This is a genomic window from Candidatus Aegiribacteria sp., assembly GCA_021108435.1.
Classification (GTDB): Bacteria; Fermentibacterota; Fermentibacteria; order Fermentibacterales; family JCC-6; genus Aegiribacteria.
The window spans coordinates 21,757-39,944 of the sequence record JAIOQY010000128.1 but is presented as its reverse complement, the minus strand read 5'-3'; the positions used below and the strand labels follow the sequence as shown (position 1 = coordinate 39,944).

General features: G+C 44.7%; 13 protein-coding genes and 1 tRNA gene. 3 read left to right on the top strand and 11 right to left on the bottom strand.

Features of this window, described 5'->3' with window-relative positions:
* Positions 1-121 precede the first annotated feature (121 nt).
* A complete protein-coding gene (locus tag K8R76_07430; GenBank protein ID MCD4848004.1) occupies positions 122-1,951 on the top strand; it encodes a T9SS type A sorting domain-containing protein in 1,830 nt (609 codons plus the stop codon).
* 465 nt (positions 1,952-2,416) lie between these two features.
* Positions 2,417-3,937, top strand: a complete 1,521-nt coding sequence (locus K8R76_07425) for a Fic family protein (protein MCD4848003.1) — start codon at positions 2,417-2,419, stop codon at positions 3,935-3,937.
* A gap of 280 nt (positions 3,938-4,217) precedes the next feature.
* Here the strand turns inward: K8R76_07425 and K8R76_07420 are convergent, their stop codons facing one another.
* A complete protein-coding gene (locus K8R76_07420) occupies positions 4,218-5,672 on the bottom strand; it encodes a T9SS type A sorting domain-containing protein (protein ID MCD4848002.1) in 1,455 nt (484 codons plus the stop codon).
* A 492-nt stretch (positions 5,673-6,164) separates the two neighbouring features.
* Between K8R76_07420 and K8R76_07415 the strand changes: the two genes are divergently transcribed.
* Positions 6,165-7,862 carry a PQQ-binding-like beta-propeller repeat protein gene (locus K8R76_07415; protein MCD4848001.1) on the top strand — a complete coding sequence of 566 codons (1,698 nt, stop codon included), beginning with the start codon at positions 6,165-6,167 and terminating at the stop codon, positions 7,860-7,862.
* An 80-nt stretch (positions 7,863-7,942) separates the two neighbouring features.
* Here the strand turns inward: K8R76_07415 and polA are convergent, their stop codons facing one another.
* The 10 genes from polA to K8R76_07365 form a co-directional block, all read right to left on the bottom strand.
* A complete protein-coding gene (gene polA, locus K8R76_07410; protein ID MCD4848000.1) occupies positions 7,943-10,627 on the bottom strand; it encodes a DNA polymerase I in 2,685 nt (894 codons plus the stop codon).
* 1 nt (position 10,628) lies between these two features.
* Positions 10,629-11,549, bottom strand: coding sequence for a glycosyltransferase family 9 protein (locus K8R76_07405; protein MCD4847999.1), 921 nt, complete (start codon positions 11,547-11,549; stop codon positions 10,629-10,631).
* Entirely contained in the window at positions 11,546-12,469 is a 924-nt protein-coding gene (locus tag K8R76_07400; protein ID MCD4847998.1) for a hypothetical protein, read from the bottom strand. Before K8R76_07400 ends, K8R76_07405 begins: the two co-directional genes overlap by 4 nt.
* On the bottom strand, positions 12,466-13,146 hold the full coding sequence (locus K8R76_07395) for a hypothetical protein (GenBank protein MCD4847997.1): 681 nt from the start codon (positions 13,144-13,146) through the stop codon (positions 12,466-12,468). Before K8R76_07395 ends, K8R76_07400 begins: the two co-directional genes overlap by 4 nt.
* Before the next feature lie 4 nt (positions 13,147-13,150).
* Positions 13,151-13,753 carry a CDP-alcohol phosphatidyltransferase family protein gene (locus K8R76_07390; GenBank protein ID MCD4847996.1) on the bottom strand — a complete coding sequence of 201 codons (603 nt, stop codon included), beginning with the start codon at positions 13,751-13,753 and terminating at the stop codon, positions 13,151-13,153.
* Between the two features lie 41 nt (positions 13,754-13,794).
* Positions 13,795-14,244, bottom strand: a complete 450-nt coding sequence (locus K8R76_07385) for a hypothetical protein (protein ID MCD4847995.1) — start codon at positions 14,242-14,244, stop codon at positions 13,795-13,797.
* A gap of 140 nt (positions 14,245-14,384) precedes the next feature.
* A tRNA-Gly gene (locus K8R76_07380) sits at positions 14,385-14,460 on the bottom strand.
* A 52-nt stretch (positions 14,461-14,512) separates the two neighbouring features.
* A complete protein-coding gene (gene dapF / locus K8R76_07375) occupies positions 14,513-15,322 on the bottom strand; it encodes a diaminopimelate epimerase (GenBank protein MCD4847994.1) in 810 nt (269 codons plus the stop codon).
* The gene (locus K8R76_07370; GenBank protein MCD4847993.1) at positions 15,319-17,511 is read right to left on the bottom strand and encodes a hypothetical protein; all 2,193 of its coding nucleotides are present in this window, start codon (positions 17,509-17,511) and stop codon (positions 15,319-15,321) included. Before K8R76_07370 ends, dapF begins: the two co-directional genes overlap by 4 nt.
* A gap of 74 nt (positions 17,512-17,585) precedes the next feature.
* Complete coding sequence (locus tag K8R76_07365; protein MCD4847992.1) at positions 17,586-18,167, bottom strand: gliding-motility protein MglA; 582 nt, start codon at positions 18,165-18,167, stop codon at positions 17,586-17,588.
* Positions 18,168-18,188 lie beyond the last annotated feature (21 nt).

The following is an 18,188-nucleotide window of genomic DNA, read 5'->3' as shown; positions in this document are numbered from 1 at the left end:
GATAACCCGTCGGAGAGCTTATTCAATAATCAGCTATTCTTATTTCAAGGAATAACTCGTCATGCCCCGTTGACATCGATTAAGTAAATCAATGATTATTGACAATAATAGGAGGTTTCCCATGAATAGAAGTATTCTTCTTTTAGTAATCTCAGGTTTCTTCATTAATACATATGCCGACTCCGCAACCCAGACCGACTGGTCGGGCGGTCCATATATGTATGGATACGGACCTGTTATCGATTGGAGTAACACCTTCGATTTCTACACCGATATTTACTGGGAAAGCTTTCCAGGCTCTTTATCGCTCCAGAATGTTATTGATCATACCGTTGACGGGGATAATGTAAGCTCACTCTTCTCAGAAGATATTGACGGTGACGGTGACATGGACATACTCGGTACTGAAACAAGTGAATACGAAGCCAAATGGTGGGAGAATGTCGACGGCTCTGGAACATCCTGGACTGAACATACCCTCTGCGAGGAAACCGTAGATGCAACTTCCATATACTCAGAGGATATAGATGATGACGGTGATATGGACATCCTTACTGTATCTTATCTTTCCTATGAAATCATCTGGTGGGAAAACATCGACGGTTTTGGAACATACTGGACGAAACATACCGTTGGAGACTTCCTTTATCCCATTTCAGTCTACTCTGATGATATCGACAGTGACGGTGATATGGACGTACTCAGCGCTTCTCAAACTGCAAACGAAATAGCCTGGTGGGAAAACACAGACGGATCGGGCACAAACTGGACAAAGCATAACATAGACTTCATAGTCGGTGGCCCTAATTCCGCCTACTCGGAGGATATAGACGGTGACGGTGATATGGACGTAATCGGAGCCGCTTTTGAAGCTGACGATATCATCTGGTGGGAGAATATCAACGGCTCGGGTACATCCTGGAACGAAATTACTATAGATGGAAATTTCGATGGTGCCATTTCCGCCTACTCGGAGGACATAGACGGTGACGGTGATATGGACGTACTCGGCACTGCCATTATTGATGACGACATCACGTGGTGGGAGAATATCAACGGGTCGGGTACATCCTGGAACGTGCATACCATTGATGAAGATTTCGACGGAGCCTATTCGGTCTACTCAGAAGATATGGACGATGACGGCGACATGGACGTACTAGGCGCTGCCGGAGTGGCTGATGACATAACCTGGTGGGAGAATATAGACGGCTCGGGTACTGTCTGGACCGAGCATACCGTTGATGAATATTTCAACGGAGCTCGTTACGCCTACCCTGTGGACATAGACGGCGACGGTGAAATGGACATACTCGGTGGAGGTAGTTTTCCTTCGGACATCACCTGGTGGGATCTTAACGGGTATTCCTCTGAGGGTTCACTCGAATCCACTGTTCTTGATGAAGGGGGATACATTCCTGAATGGGTGTATCTGGATTGGAGCTCACAGACACCCCTGGGAACCTCTGTTTTATTCCAGGTCAGAGCATCGGACGATCACACAAATATGGGTGCCTGGTCTGACACACTTACAACTCCTTGTAGTCTTGATGGTATCTTGAACGTTGGTGACACATACGTTCAGTACAGGGCAATACTCGAGACATCCAATCCATATAACACTCCCATACTTAACGACGTCACCATTACCTGGAATCGTCTCGGCATCGGAGATACTTCTGAACCGACTCCTCAGGGAACTGAGCTTTTTCACATAGCACCTAATCCAACAGCAGGTTCACCGATCATCAGGTTCGGGCTTACCGAATCTGCTTATGTCTCAATCTCTATCTTCGACCTGCCAGGTCGACTTGTAAGCGAGATTCATGGAGATGAGTATTCATCAGGATATCACGATGTTCTTCTTGGGGATTTATCTCCTGGTATCTACTTCTGCCGCATGACCTCTGGAGACTTCGCGGCAACACAGCGCTTCGTGGTTATAAAGTAGCTTCCAGAGTTCGAACAGTGCCACCCACTGTTAAAAGTGACATGTAGTACTTCTCACTATTAAAATCAGTGGCGGCTTCGAGCCAGTTTCTGCCTTTACCCGTTTCAACAAGCAGAGGTAATATCAGTGAACTTCTAATCCGCAGGCTTCAAGTTCGAATCCTGTTTGGGGTACCAAGTAGAACAACCACTACAGAGCAGTAGAACTCCTTCTAAATAGAGTTCGGAAAGTATCTTCATAGAGTACGCTAGATGTGTAATGAAAAAATGCACTTGGGTCTGATTTCTAATAATATTCTAGTTTCTATAACAATCTTTTCTGTTTTACCTTCGATTGTAACAGAAAGAGTAGCATAAGCAATATCCTTGCGGATGCACAAAATATAACTATAATATTAGAGAGCTATTGAAAAGTAACAAAAATATAGAATGTGTAACTATTTTGTGAGTGAATGAGGTTCTTGAAATGAAAACAGAGAGAGCTGCAGGATACGACTTCCTTATCAAGAGACATCAACTGCGAGTAATGCCGCACTGGCACACTTCAGCAATCAGTTCTGTGGGAACATCCAAAACTACAATTGTAAAGGATGGGCAGGAGAAAACAATCTTTCCCTCTGTTCGGTGGCCTGGGGATACTATCGGGGATCATCTTGAGTTTGCGCTGAAGTATGACGGTATCAATCTGGGAATACTATCTGCCTTGTTTGCCGTTGTGAGTGCGTACGAGATCGCATTATGGATTGAGTCAAAACCAACGGGGAAATACACTCGTAAAATCTGGTTTCTATATGAATTCCTTACAGGTCAGACTTTACCTGTAAATGACGTTTCTCAAGGGAACTATATCAAACTTCTTGAGTCCGAGAAACACTATGTAGCTAAACCGGGAATAAAAATGAAGCGACAGCGTGTGGTGAACAATCTGCTGGGTAACAGGGAGTTCTGCCCAGTTGTCAGAAAAACAGCTAAACTTATATCTATGGAGGGTATTAATATTCATCAACAGTGTGATGAACTTATCAAGTCCTATCCTCCTGAACTCATCAAGCGTGCACTTAGTTACCTATATAGTAAGGAAACAAAATCCTCTTTTGAGATCGAGCATCTGAAGCCAAGCGCATCCAGAACAGAGAGGTTTATTTCATCCCTTGAATTGGCGACAAAGAGGGACTTCTGCAACAAAGAAGATTTGATCGGATTACAGAACAGAATTGTTGATGAGCGGTTCAGGGATTCGGATTTCAGAAAGAATCAGAACTACATCGGAGAAATGATATCCTTCAGGGATCAGAGAATTCATTATGTCTGCCCAAAGCCTGAGGATGTTGAATCCCTAATGAAGGGCTTGATAGGCACACATTCGAGTATGCTGGAAAATGCAGTCTCGCTACCTCCAGTTATACACGCCGCTATAGTAGCTTTTGGGTTTGTATGTATACATCCTTTTGAGGATGGGAATGGCAGAATCCATCGGTTTCTTATACACAATATCCTATTTCTTAAGAATGCAGTTCCAGAGGGATTGATGTTTCCGATCTCAGCAGCGATGTTGAAAAAGCCTGAATTGTATGATTATTCTCTTGATGTTTTTTCTCGACCTCTGCTTTCCCTGCTGAAATTCGATCTGGATGAACTGGGAGAAATGACAGTAAAGGGAAATACAGGAAACTTCTACAGATACTTAGATTTGACTGTACAAGCTGAAACACTCTTTGAATTCATCAAATTTACGGTAGATCACGAGCTTGTTATTGAATTGGATTTTCTCGTCGACTACGATAGAGCAAGAAAGGCTATACAGGAAGTGATTGATATGCCTGCCCAGAAGCTTGATCTACTTATCAAGCTTTGCCTGAATAACAATGGAAGATTATCTGCAGGTAAGCATAAATCTCACTTCAATTTTCTCAAGAAGAGTGAGATTGAGGCAATCGAGAATATTGTGCAAAAGGAGTTGTCAAGCAGACGATTACTAGTGAAGTAGCTTTCATTCATTCTGGATATTTTGAACCTCTCCGCTTACACTTAGCTCAGTTCGAAAAGTGTCCACTACGGTGTACCAACGAAAAAGGCATTGAGGAAACAAAAGCGGAACCTGTTATTCATCGCTGGAAAAACTTTGACTTTGATGTGTAGAATACGCATAGGTTTTTATGAATCGTTCTACAAGTGTTAAATAATACAAATTTTTAGGTTGAATAAAACAGGATCAGCAAATCAGTTCTTCGAGTCTCTATGACTATTGTGCTCTAATGTTAATCCGTCTACTCCAGTACCACGAATGATCGAGAGATTGTGAATTCTCCCGTGGTTATTCTAGCATAGTAAATACCCGGTCGCATATTGCCGGGATACATATGATTTCTGCCTGATGAATAGTAGTTCACCTCCTGGTATATCATACGGCCAGTCACATCGAACACCAAGATTTTGACGATGGAAGAGTCGAGCAGTTCAAAGGTAATGACAGGGGAACGGAAACACGGGTTCGGACAAACGCTTAGTAGGAATGGATCAGTAGACTGATCACCGGACGGTTGCCGGTCTATGCCGGTTCCCGGATTGCTCCAGTAGATGGCTCCAGGTCCACCGTAGGTACCCATGTCATTCCTGAGACCACCCAGTGAGGGCCAGAGGGCATAACCTGGATTATCAGGGTCCTCCGAATCGTTGAAGGTAGGGTCAGTGTCACCGGCGTCAACGCAGGGCGAACTCGGACTAAGGTAATAATCTGGGGGACCGGAAAAGTAACACGGGTCTTCGTCAATGTTACCCGTGCCCGGCCAGCCGCCTTCCACGTCACTGTACTGTATAATGGGGCTATCGTATATATCGTTTGCCCAGATTATACTGCTGGATATATTCAGCTGAGCTCCTCCCATAGCCGCAAGAGCTGTCATGTAGCCCGAATCCTCGTAATTGTAGTTATGATGAAATGTACAATTACGGACAGTCACTTCAGCACCGCCATCAGCACACAGGGCGTTTCCACGACAGTACCAGAAGCTTCCAAAAAGACCATGGAGGAAGCCATTGTTGAAAAAGAGGTTGTTCTCGAGTATTGTACTGCCGTTGGTGTAAACGCACAGGCCTAACATATAGACACCGTATGTTACAGCAGTGTTGTCATTGAAAATATTATTGCGCAGCTCTGCACAGTTCGAACTCCCCTGATTTCCTATGTAAACGCACATGCCCAGGAACTTGCTGCTCCACATATCGCCCGCCCGGGGTGAATCCGGATACGAGTCCCAGTAAAAGTAATTATTGGTAAAGATGTTGCCCTGGATAAGCGCGCTGGATTCGTTCAGGGAAACTATCATGCCTCTCTTCAACTGATTCATCGCGCCACTAATGTCCCAGTAATAATCCTTGAATACATTCTCCAGAATCGACGGGCTGGCACCATTTATTACAAGGGCATATGTGTCCATGTCGACGAAGGTGCTGATCTGAAATCCTTTCAGGACAGCTTCCCTGCCTTCATTACTTACTATATATATCGAAGTGTTTATCACAGTTGAATCCGGGCCGGCGGTACTCTCAATATGAATGTTCTTCCCCTGGTAGTTAAATCCCGAATATTCTCCTGGAAGGACCAGGATAGAATCACCATCCACCGATTCTTCTATGGCCTGCTGGATAGTTGGGTAATCATCTGGAACAAAATAGATTGTTGAATGGATAACTGTTGTCAGAATAAATAGAAGATAAAACATTATATCAAACCTCCAACTAAGCATAATTGTTTTACGCTGTTGGTGCCAATTGGGACGCCGCTGGAATAGTGAAGATCAAGGTAGAAATTATGAGAAGAACGTTCATGAATACCACCTTTCCTATTTAACAATATGATATTGCATGGATAATTCAAGGAGGAATTGTTTCCTAGATTTAAATAGAATTTCAGGATCATGTGGTCATATAGATAACCGAGTTCGAGATTTGTCCACCACGGGGTGCCAAAACAGTGCCACCCACTAATAAAAGTGACAAACGAAGCTTACTCGAAAGAATTCCAATTCCGGAGCCATAAGCATTGGTTCGAATCCCGTCAGGGGTACCACGTCGGGACGGAGGTGCTTCCTCCGTCCCCAAGCCTGTATTATTGACACCATTGATGATCATTGATATCATCAAATCGTACACATCATTATTGAAGAATTCGTACTCATTAATTCACTGTAGTGCCAGTGAATGAAAGACTGTTGATGATTGAAACTATCCTTGCAGCAGCAATTTTAATTTCCGCCACTAATCTTACAATCACAGAGCCAGTGGATGGTGAAACCTACAATGGGGACTGGCTTACCGTCAGGGCTATTGTAGAGAACGAAAACGAGAAAGCAGACTCGGTCCACTACTCACTCAACGGACAGCCTGTTGTACTGATACCCAGGCTCAACACAGACTGGTACACCTACATGGCTAATGATCTACACACTGGTTTTTCAGAGTCACCAGCCCCGACGGACAACACAATACTCTGGACTGCGCCTGTAACTGGAGATGTCCACGAGTTCCCAACACCGGTGATCGTGGATGGAATTGTGTACTATCCTTCCAACATGGGTACTGATTCCCTGTATGCCCTGGATGCTGCTACTGGCGAACTGATATGGAAATACCACACTGGTATGACTGATGATGCTGTTACAGTTAAGGACGGCTACCTGTACACTGCCAGCGACTCACTGTGGTGCCTGGATGCATTGACCGGTGAGAGGATCTGGGCTACCAGTGCTGCTGATCACGGTGGAAGCACACCTGCAGTGGTTGACGGCAATGTGTATGCTGGGCGTAATGAAGACTATAACTATGAGGAATCCTTTGCCTATTGCTTTGATGCAGAAACAGGCGCGGAAACATGGTGTGCTGCACTTTCTGGAGGTATGGCGAGCTGCATGACGGTCTGGAACGATATGTTGTTTATCCCCACATGTTATAACAATAATGAAACCCCTTTGTATGCCTTGGATGCCAATACTGGCTCGATCATGTGGGAGAATACCGATAGTTATCAGGGCTACTGGGACTCATCTCCGGTTGTTGTGGACAGTACGATCTATATAAGTGGAGAGGACGGTAAAACACGGGCAATTGACGCAATAACAGGGATTACTATATGGGAAATAGATATTTCTCCAAGTATGTACATAGCAGCAACTCCTGCATACCATGACGGCAGACTTTATTTCGCGGATCAGGTTGATACCTATCACTGTCTTGATGCATCCAACGGAAGCACAATCTGGTCCGTACCAGGTCATCAACATGGCTCTTCCGGCATTGCTGATGGCATAGTTTTCTATGGAGATATCCTGAATTGGCCGGAGACTGCGAAAGTTAATGCTTTGGATTGTGACACCGGGGAAGAAATATGGTCCTTCGCAACCGGCTCTGATTTTATCTTCTCCAGCCCGGCCATCACAGACGGAGTTGTTTACATTGCCGGCATGGACTGGAACCTGTATGCCTTCGGAACCGGTCTGAAGTACACATACCGGGATGATCTCTTCGCAGAAGTAGGCTCCAACGAACTGATCGTGACAGCCTTCGATGGTAGCGTCGCCTTTGCCGCTGATACCATCAGCTTTACCGTTACAGGTACAGGGATAGGACCAGAGCCCACTATAAGACTTAGACTATGTACAAGCCCGAATCCCTTCTACTCCTCCGCATCCATCTCATTTGAGCTTTCTGAGCCGGGATACACTTCAATTCAAGTATATGACCTTTCCGGCAGGATTATCTGCTCCCTGGTTGAATCTGAGCTTGGAGCCGGACAGCACTCCTGTGTCTGGGATGGCAGGAGCCAGAATGGCGAACACGTTGCTTCCGGGTTGTACATATGCAGGATACAGTCTGGTGAGATCTGTGAGACGACAAGGCTATGCCGTTTGAGATAAGATTCATATGAGGATCGGTACTGCAGTTCGAAAAGCAGTCACCACTGGGTACCAATTAAATAGTGCCTGTCACTTTTTAATTAGTGGCCGGCTTCGAGCCAGTTTCTGCCTTTCCCCGTTTCAACGATCAGAGGAACTTCAAGCAGATACGCGGATTCCATTTCTTTCCTGATAACAGCGGTTATTTCCTCTACCCTGTCTTCCGGAGCAGTAGCCACGAGTTCATCGTGAACCTGAAGAACAAGACCTGCATAAGGAATGTCCTTCAATCTTTCATCCACCCGAAGCATTGCAATTTTTATTATGTCAGCAGCTGACCCCTGTACAATTGTGTTGACTACCATGCGCTCCATTGTATTGCGAGCAGAACCCTTTGCGGATACAAATTCCTTGAAGTTCCTCTTTCTTCCGAGAATAGTTCTTGTTTCGCCTGTTGCTTCAGCATCTGCAATACATTTTTTGAAGAAGAATTCAAGTTCAGGATAAGTGGCAAGATACCTGTTTATTATTCCGGAAGCCTCTCCCCTGCTTATGTTCAATCTGTTACTCAGGCCCCATGGGCTTATACCGTACAGAATTGAGAAATTAACTTCTTTAGCTTTTCTTCTGTGTTCAGGGGAGTCATCTCCAAACAGCGCCAGCGCTGTGGAACTGTGAATGTCCAGATTCTTGCTGTAAGCATCCCTGAGATTTCCAGGACCTGCAAGATGTGCAAGAACACGCAGCTCGATCTGTGAATAATCGGCTGTTATGAAGTAATTCCCTTCTATTCCGGGTATGAAGCATTTTCTGACTTTTCTGCCTTGACTTGTCCTGACAGGAATATTCTGCAGGTTCGGATTGCTGGAACTGAGACGCCCTGTAGCAGTAACTGTCTGACTGAAGCTGGTATGTACAAGCCCATCCCTGTCTGAGATAAAAAGAGGAAGTTTTCCTATATAGGTATTCAGCAATTTAGAGAGTTCTCTATGCTCAATAACTGTTTCAACGAATTCATGTTTACCCCTGAGTTTTTCCAGAACATCTATGCTGGAAGAGTTTGCTCCTTTCCTGGTCTTTTTCACAGGAGGAAGTCCAAGAGTATCAAACAGAACCGCTGATACCTGTGCCGGACTGCTCAGATTCATCGGGTAACCAACTATTTCTGAAGCGTTGTTTTCCAGTATTCTGATTCTTGTTGAGAACTCGTCCCTGAGTTCATTCAGCGATTCCAGATCGATTGCAACGCCGCGCTTTTCCATTCTCGCCAGCACTGTTACCAGAGGCAGCTCCAGTGTGTCATATAATTTGAGCAGTTGCGGATCCTTTTCAAGTTCATCCATGAGTATTCCGGCAAGCTGAAATGCCGTCGCGGAATCACAGCCGCAGTATTCAGCAACTTTTCCTGTATCGACATCGGCAAGTGTTTCAGCATTGCCGAGTACTGTGCTGTAATTCATCATAGGTTTGTTCAACCAGATATACGATAATTCCGATAGTGAATGAGACTGCCTTTCGGGCATAATAAGGTAGTCCGCAATCATGGGATCACTCTTTATCTTCTTTATATCAAGTCCTATGGAATCAAGTATGTGGATGTCGTACTTGCCGTTCTGTGCTGCTATGCTCTTTCCCTCAAGCCTGTTTTTCAGTATCCGGACAATATCTGGAACAGGGAGAGAATCAGGACCAGCCAGAGGAATATAGACAGCGGTATCTTTTGATGAAGCAAAGGATATTCCAACGATATCGGCGTCAAATGGCCGTACTGATGTCGATTCTGTATCCAGTGCTAAAAGAGAGCTATGTGAATTATCAAAATCAAATCTTTCAAGTTCTTCAACCGAATTAATGATGTGTGTTGTACACCAGGAACAGGGATTATTTGAAATCTGCACGCCGAAAAGATCTCCAGCCGGCTGTATATGCAATTTTCTGAGAATACTGTTCATGCCGAGTTTTGTCAGGATCTCGACTGCCACACTTTCATCAGGACGATTCATTGAAAGATCGTCAATTGAAGCGTTTATGTCCTTCGCGGGTTGGAGAGAAATCAGTTTTCGGCTGAGATACACCGATTCTATGCTTTTCTGGAGCTTGTTTCGCACAGATTCCGGTAGTACATCATCGATATTTTCGTATATGTCATCAACACTGCCGAATTGCCTGAGAAGCTTTTGAGCTGATTTCGGACCTATTCCTTTCGCCCCTGGAATATTATCCGAAGAATCACCTGTTAGAGAAAGATAATCAACAACCTTATCGCGAGAGACACCAATTACATTTTCTACATCCTCCCTTTGTATTATGGATATGGGAGTCCCGGATCTACCGGGTCTGAGCATTTTTGCCCCATCTGCGAGAAGTTGAAGTAGATCCTTGTCAGTGGAGAGTATTTCAACGGTATCGCCCCGCTTCAGCGCCTGCGCTGTCAGGGATGCTATGATGTCATCAGCCTCCAGCCCCTCCTCCTCTAATAGTGGAATACCCAGAGCCGGTATCAGCTTACGTGCAAGGTTCGACTGGAGTATAAGCTCCTCAGGCATTGGAGGGCGGTTGGATTTGTATTCAGGATATATTTTCTTTCTGAAACTTGGTGCAGGGTAATCGAATACTGCAACCGTAATATCCGCTGAACGGTTTTCTGTCATATCCAGTATTTCACTGACAAGATGATAAAGACCGCTTGTATTCGTTCCATCCGGTGCCCTGAGAGGATTTCTGTGCATCGCGAAGTGTCCTCTATAGAGAATATTGTAGCAGTCTACAAGCAATACTTTTGACATATCAGTTGTCTCCGCTCTTAAGTAATCGAACGCATGCACTCAAGACTTCCTCCGGAGATATATCATCAAGACAGAGTGGTCTACCATGAGGACATTTACGCTTGAAGCATGGAGAACAGGATCTTTCTGAAGCCATTACCTCTGTATTTCTGCCAAGAGGAGCTGTCCATATCGGCGATGTAGAGCCAAATATCGTAACTGTAGGTGTTCCAACCGCCGCAGAGAGGTGAACTCCTCCGGAATCGTTTCCTATCGCGATTCTCGCGGAAAGGAGATATGAGACCAGAGTTTCAATATCCAGATCTGTTAACGCAGAGGACATCGGTATCTTTGATGCTATCTCGTTGAGTAAACATTCCTCTTCCGGAGTACCGTAAAACACCGATGGCAGTCCTGTTTCTTTATGAAGCATCAACGCAAGTTCAGCAAAACCCGGCCATCTTTTCGCGCTGCCGTATTTTGCTCCTGCGAAGAAAGCAACATGAGATTCATACGCAGGTTCTGTTCTTGGAGCCGGAATATCAGCTTTGAGATGAGCACCCATAGCATCAGATAGTCCGATGTAATCAAGAGAATGATGATGATTACGGTCATCAGGAGGCTTTATGGCATGCGTAAGAAGAAGTCTCCTCATGTCTGTTGAGTAACCTGTTCTCTGAGATATTCCGGATAGATATCCCTGAAGAGCTGTTCTGAAGGAATCCGTCATCAGAAGAAGACTGTCGAATTTCATTCGAGGGAGCCTGTTCTCAACGTGAATATCCCGTGTACCAAAGAATACCGGAAGCAATCCTGAGTTTCCCGGTCGGCTCCAGAAGGTCGTGTCCGGATATTTATTCACCAGCGAAGACAGCGCCGGAAGCGCCATAACAATGTCTCCGAGCCAGTTTGGAATCCTGACAACCAGAGACAAATCTTTCACCAGCCTTTTCTGAGCAGCTGGGACCAGGCTTCAATAAACTCACTCTCATTCGAAACCGTGGAATTATTACTCCATTTGATAAAAGTACCAGATGTATCCAGTGCGACTACAGGTATACCAAGAGCACAGGCGTCACACCATAAATCTTCTGAATCGGTTGCGACCGCTTCCGAATCGGCTATCATCGCTGCTCTTGTTTCTCTTTCCAGGTTTTCGAAATCGATTGATTTGCCTGAAAGTGAAACGGTTCTGAGTGGAATCTCTGCTCTGTGCTTTTCCAGAATTGAGAGCGCTGTTGAAGAGGTGACTATATATGGCAGATGGCGTCCGGATACAGGAGCCGTCAGATTCTCCGCATGTTCCATAACCTGCTGCTGAATAACCGGTTTCCAGGTTGTTTGCGAGTTGATTCCCAGCGCACTGCATATCTGATGAAGTACAGTCGGATAATCTGTGGATTCAGTTCTTATTCTAAGATTGATATAGGGTGAATCAGTTTCCAGCGGCGCAATCCTGATACCGGCTCCTGAACTCATCAGAAGTTTTCCCGTGTTATTATCAATTGTCGTGTAGGGATAGAAAAATAAAATATCATCTTCGAGATTCTCATCATCAAGAAGACTAGGGATACTCGGATGCTTTTCATAGAAGTAGATCTGTGGTTTCCACTGAAGCATGTTCAAGAGTTCGCCATCGTCCAGATTGCAGATTATTGAAGTATTGGTTTTCGGATAAGCATTCTGAAGCATATCTGTCAGGTACATGGCCGGCCATATATCTGAAGTGGCAGGTCCGCTGTAAATCACTATCCGGGATGGGTGCAGAATGCTTTTCGGGAAATGAATCACATTCCTTTTATTATAGCTCCCTGGGAACGATTTCTTCAGAATACGCCTGAAGATACTTGACAAATCACTCATTCCAGATCCTCCAGTAACATTCCGGCAAATGTTCTTGCAGTTGCGGTATAGGTTTCTCCAGTGAATACGGATTGCAGAACGGTCATAGCGGGTCCGAATCGATTCTGTTCATAATGAATGAGTCCCAGAGCGATAAGAGGTATCCCCTCTCCGGGAAAATTCTCAGCAAGAAATGAAGCAATCATTTCAGCTTCTGAATAGTCTCCTGTCTGCAACAGGGCAAAACTAAGATCAAGTGCGGAATAATAGCGCTCCCTTGATGTCCTCGCTGATGTCCAGGATTCCCTGTAATACTGTACAGCCAGTTCCGCATTTCCCCTGAACTGTGATGCGAGTCCAGCAGCCCTTGTCTTGAGCCATTGATCAGCATTAAGGGAATCAAGGCGACGGCATGCGAATTCCGAAATACCGCAGCTCCATGCTAATCTGGCGTACCAATATTCAAAGTATCCGGGATCAATAGGATACAGTTCAAGAATCAGAATAAGATTATAAGCATGCCTGTTCTGACCCGAATAAAGAGCCTCCTCAAGAAACCTGCTCAATATCCGCACTTCTCCACTTGAATCGTTTTCTTCCTGATAAGCGGCTCCCGCTTCAACGAAATCGCCATTTATCTCCATGTTGGATCCGGATGCAATCAGAAGAGCCATTGAAAAAACGAATTGAATCAACATTGGTCTACTCCAGAATCCGTGAAAGCAGTCTCTTAAGAAGCCGCACATAACTCAGTAGACCTGCTAAAGCTGAGAGAAGAGCTATTACAGTCAACGGCCAGTGCAGCGACATAAATATATGTTTATCGGGGAAAGCCATTTTGCCAGAGGCAACGATAAGGAGAATATAACTGAAAAGAACCGCCAGACGTTCTCCTGTTGTTATAGTGACAACAGGAACGAGAATGCTCCAGGATATCACTGAAAGAACCAGCAGCATCAGGAGATGATAACCCGCAAGAATGCTGGCGCTTACAGTATCGATAGCTCCAAGAGAAATAGAGAGTGAAAAGAGAGCTATTGAGAGAAATAACTTGTCAGCGATAAAATCCATCACCTTGCCTGGATATGAGGTCTGTTTCAACCTCCTTGCTACCCAGCCGTCGAGATAATCAGATATGCTGCAGACAAGTATTATCCAGAAAAGCAGTTTCATGTTATGAGAATGATAGATAACCAGCAGGATTGCCGGAACACCAAGCAGACGAATCCATGTTATCAAGGCAGGTACAACGGGAAGCCTCTTTGAGATATCACTGGTTATCCGCTGAATTTCATGTTTTATCATAACAGGATATTTCCACTGGTTCCTGGGTTTCAAATCACTGATTATCTGTAACCACCTTCAGCATTTCCTGAATTAAACAGACTGTCAAGCGCATTCATACCTATCCAGTTCTCGTCCCAGGAAAAAGAGGATGAGAAAAAGATATCTGATATAAGCTCAAGATCTGCGGGACTGATAAACGCATCAGGATGAAATTTCCCGTCAGGTGATGTATGCATCCAGCCCTGTGACAGTACAGCAGCAATAGTAGATCCGTGATCATCATTCTGAAGATCAGGTGGAATATCCAGTTCATTTGAGATGGCAGTGTATAGTTGGAATCGACCGTACCATGAAAGAGCAATTCCTAAATCTCTTCTGGTTACAGGAATAATACACCCCCTTCCTTCCATCCAGATTTCTGCTTCAGCAATTCTTCCACTGTTGACAAGAAGACAGATCAGAGGAATAAAAGCTTTTCTATTGCCGTTTTTCAGCTGAGACTTAAGCATTCTCTCGGAATACTGATTCCAGTTCGTACTCTCCTCAGACTGGATATTGAATCCGGATGCATCCAGCCAGAGGTTCCGCTGATCCTGAAATGAAGCAAATGATGTTGAAACAGCAAACAGGACAATTACCAGAATAATACTGGAGCGGGTAACGGGGATTGAACCCGCGACATTCAGCTTGGGAAGCTGACACTCTACCAACTGAGTTATACCCGCTCTGAAACGACGAAGTGAATAGATATTCAAATTACCTCCGTTATTCTTACGCTTAAAGATTCAGAAGAACCGCGGAATAGACAGGTCTTGCCTCACCTTCAAGCCACCAGCCGTCTCCGCTCTTTCCAACTGTGAGAATCCGTCCACTCTTCACCTGAACCTGAACAGGTGTTTTCTGATTATAAAGCAGATTCATGCAAATAGCTGAAGCGACAGCTCCTGTTCCACATGCGAGGGTTTCTCCTTCTACACCCCTCTCCCAGGTCCTTATCATGATTCTTGAGTCACCTAGAATGGAAACATAATTTACATTAGCTCCGGCAGCACCGAATATCTCATTCCTTCTAAGTAAAGGCGCCTGTTCATTAAAACCATCGAAATTATCTTTATCTGTGAACACCACAACCTGCGGAACACCGGTGTCCAGGAAGGATATCAATATATTTTTCGCAGACGGAAGTTCAAATGGTTTATTGAGAAAGTGTATATCCGGGTTCGTCATCCAGATTCTTGCAGTGTCTGAACCTGTTATTTCCGCCTTATGAATTCCAGCATCACTTCTGAATGAAAATGCACTGCTGTCCGTGACGATGCCCTGCAGAGCTGCATACACCGCTACACACCTTCCCCCGTTCCCGCACATTCCAGCCGGACTTCCATCGCTGTTGTAGTACTTCATTCTGAATGGATACTCCGTATCGGCTTTCATTTCAATCAGACCGTCTGCTCCTGCAGATAGCCCTCTTTGACATACAGTTCGAATAAAATCAGTACTCAGAATACTATCAAGGGATGAATCCATGTTATTGAACATAATGAAATCATTTCCCGCGCCACTCATCTTCATGAATTCAAGTTTCATGAACGAACCCCGTTCAGAAGCATTTGCATCTCCTTCGCGGCTTCAACATTTCCAGGATCTTCCTCCAGAAGCAAACCATACTCATGTATTGCATCTGAATATCTGGCGCTTGAAGCATAGAATCTTGCCAGAAGCAGTCTTAACTCCGATATTGAACCGCACCAGTACATGAATGTCTCAATATCCTCAGCAAGATAATCAAGGTTGTAATCACCCTGAATATACATTTGAATCAGATCATTTAACATCATATGTGTCACATCCTGCGGTCCTCCACCCGATACTCCAAGTAGAAGAGCAGCTGAAAGCATATCAGGATCATTTCTCTCGAGACCCGTATCGGCAAGATAACCGGACGCCGATCGCGGGTCTGCCAGAAACGCTCTCACACTATCATAATTATCGCAGCAGTGAGAATAGCGCTCCTCAAACAGAAAATCTCTGCGGGAGATATCCTCAATATTTCCCACTCTGAATATCCGAAGAGAGGGACCCTGAAAGACAAGTGAAAACGAATCAAGTGAGGAAGGATTGTAATGCATTTCGAGTGCAACCGCATCCGGGGGAATATCAGTCAATCCAGCCAGATAACACAATCCTGAGTAACTCCTATCAAAGAGGAAATCCGCCTGATAAACTACGAGATCACATTCTTTCTCTTTCATGAAGCTGAGAAGACTGTCTTCAGGCTGGAATATTAATTCAGCAAATCTGATTATTGTATTTCTGTTATCTTCACTTTCGAAGAATGTATGAGTTACAACAGGATGTTCCGCATAGGCTGATATCAGACCCGAAATATGCCAGAAACTGAGAAATGCTTCATTCAGCTCTGATTCTCTGTCAATCCATAATATCATGTCGTCCACTTCAGTATCGTTCAGAAGTGATGCGGTATTTCTGAATTCAAGACCGGTGAATGAGATCGCTTCAGCTATACTTCCAGGGAAAATCGAATGAGTGATAATCAGTACAACAACCGGTATGATCGCCCATGTTTTTTTAAGTGATTCTGTAATGACCGGGATCAGTGCAACAGCGAGCAGGATATGAAGACGGTCAAAGAAAAGGTATCCGGCAAGCGATAATGGTAGAAACCAGAAAAGCAGCGTATTTCTTTTTGTCCTGAAAAATGAACGTATTCCCGGTATTGCCGCTATGACAGGAATCCCGAACAGGAAAAGGAACTGAGCAGGAGATGGCGATGTATAGCCGGAAACCCAGAACAGTCTCGCGTCGGCTGAAAGTAAGGATGGATCTGATGGATGAGCAAAACAGAACCGGAGTTTTGCCATTATTACCGCTCCGACATGTCCCGTTGAACCGGAACCCACCATAGCAGATGTCAGAGCAAGAGCTGAAGCTGTCCAGAACAGCCATTTCTTTCCTGATGAGGGCACTATGAGAAAAAGAGCCATTACGGTGGCGGGACTTATCCATGCGGCGTCGTGCCTCATGTGAGTGAGAAGAACTGCAGCTGAGATCTGCGCAAGTGCAAGCGATATCCGTAGTTTTCGCGGAACCTGCCCCGTATTGCATTCTTTCCATAGAACGTAAAGAAGCAGAAAAAAGGATACTGCCGCAGTAACTTTCCATGCGGCAAGAGCAAGAAACAGAATTACTCCCGGAGCTATATAAGCAGCACATGCTTTCCAATAGTCCAGATTCTTCTTTGAAAGCGCTCTTTCGGTAAGACATCCTAAGATAATTATCAAAGGAAGCGCTATTGTTTCTCTGTAGAATGATTCACCCCTTGCTCTTAGTAGAGCCGGCAGGAGAAAAGCGTAAAGTGAGGAACCCGCAAGTGCATACGGGATAGTATAGTTACATGCACGGAGCCAGAAGTATAATGCAGGGATTGTCAGTAGGGGAAACAGCAGACAGAATAAACGGAGAAAACTATTGAAATCACCACCTGTAATTCTATGAAGCCCTCCGGCTAAATATTCCTCGAAAATGGAGTTCTCTGATGTTGACATTCCTTCAGGATGCATAACAAGCGTATCTTTAGCAGGTATCCCCCGCCCTTCCGAGATCATCATCGCATATCTGTACGATTGTGTAGTCTCACCCTGCATTCTTGAAGGAGGAGGCATTATGCTGTCTGAAAACCAGCTTCTGAAAAGCAGCCCGCCGGTGACAGCAAGTACAATTACTGACGCAGGAATCAAATATTTTCTAATTGACATTTCTCAGCTGTATTTCATTGAGTATTCTGAAAACATCTGATAATATCTGCTGGCTGAATAAAGATTGCTCAGGTTCAGGAGAGCTGATCCACATGATGTCTGGCTATAACAGCAGACATGAGTTTTAGCGTTTCTACCGGTCCTGATCCGCCAATTGCAACTGATTCAACTGTTGCCCAGGTATGTCTGTTCAACTGTTTCTCAAGTTCATCAAGGGGAGCAATAGATGGAAGATCACGTTTATTGAACTGTAATATGGTGGGCAATTGTTCCAGATCCATACCATATGATTCAAGATTACTTTCCAGATCTTCAATACTGTCAAGGTTCGCATCCAGTCGTTCAGTCTGACTGTCAGCTACAAAAACAACACCATCAACTCCGTCGAGTATTACTCGCCTGCTTAGTGAGTAGTAGGCCTGACCTGGAACTGAATATAGATGAAGCCTTATACGATCCTTTCCGATGGTCGCAAAATTGATCGGAAGGAAATCAAAAAAGACTGTTCGTTCCCCGCGTGTGCATAATGTAACCAGACGCCCTCTATGCTCGGGAGTAATAATATCACGGATTCTTCTCAGATTAGTAGTTTTCCCCGATAGTCCCGGTCCATAGTATACGATTTTGTATGCAACTTCATTGACTGATCGATGCATTTTAGAATATCAGCCTTTCCA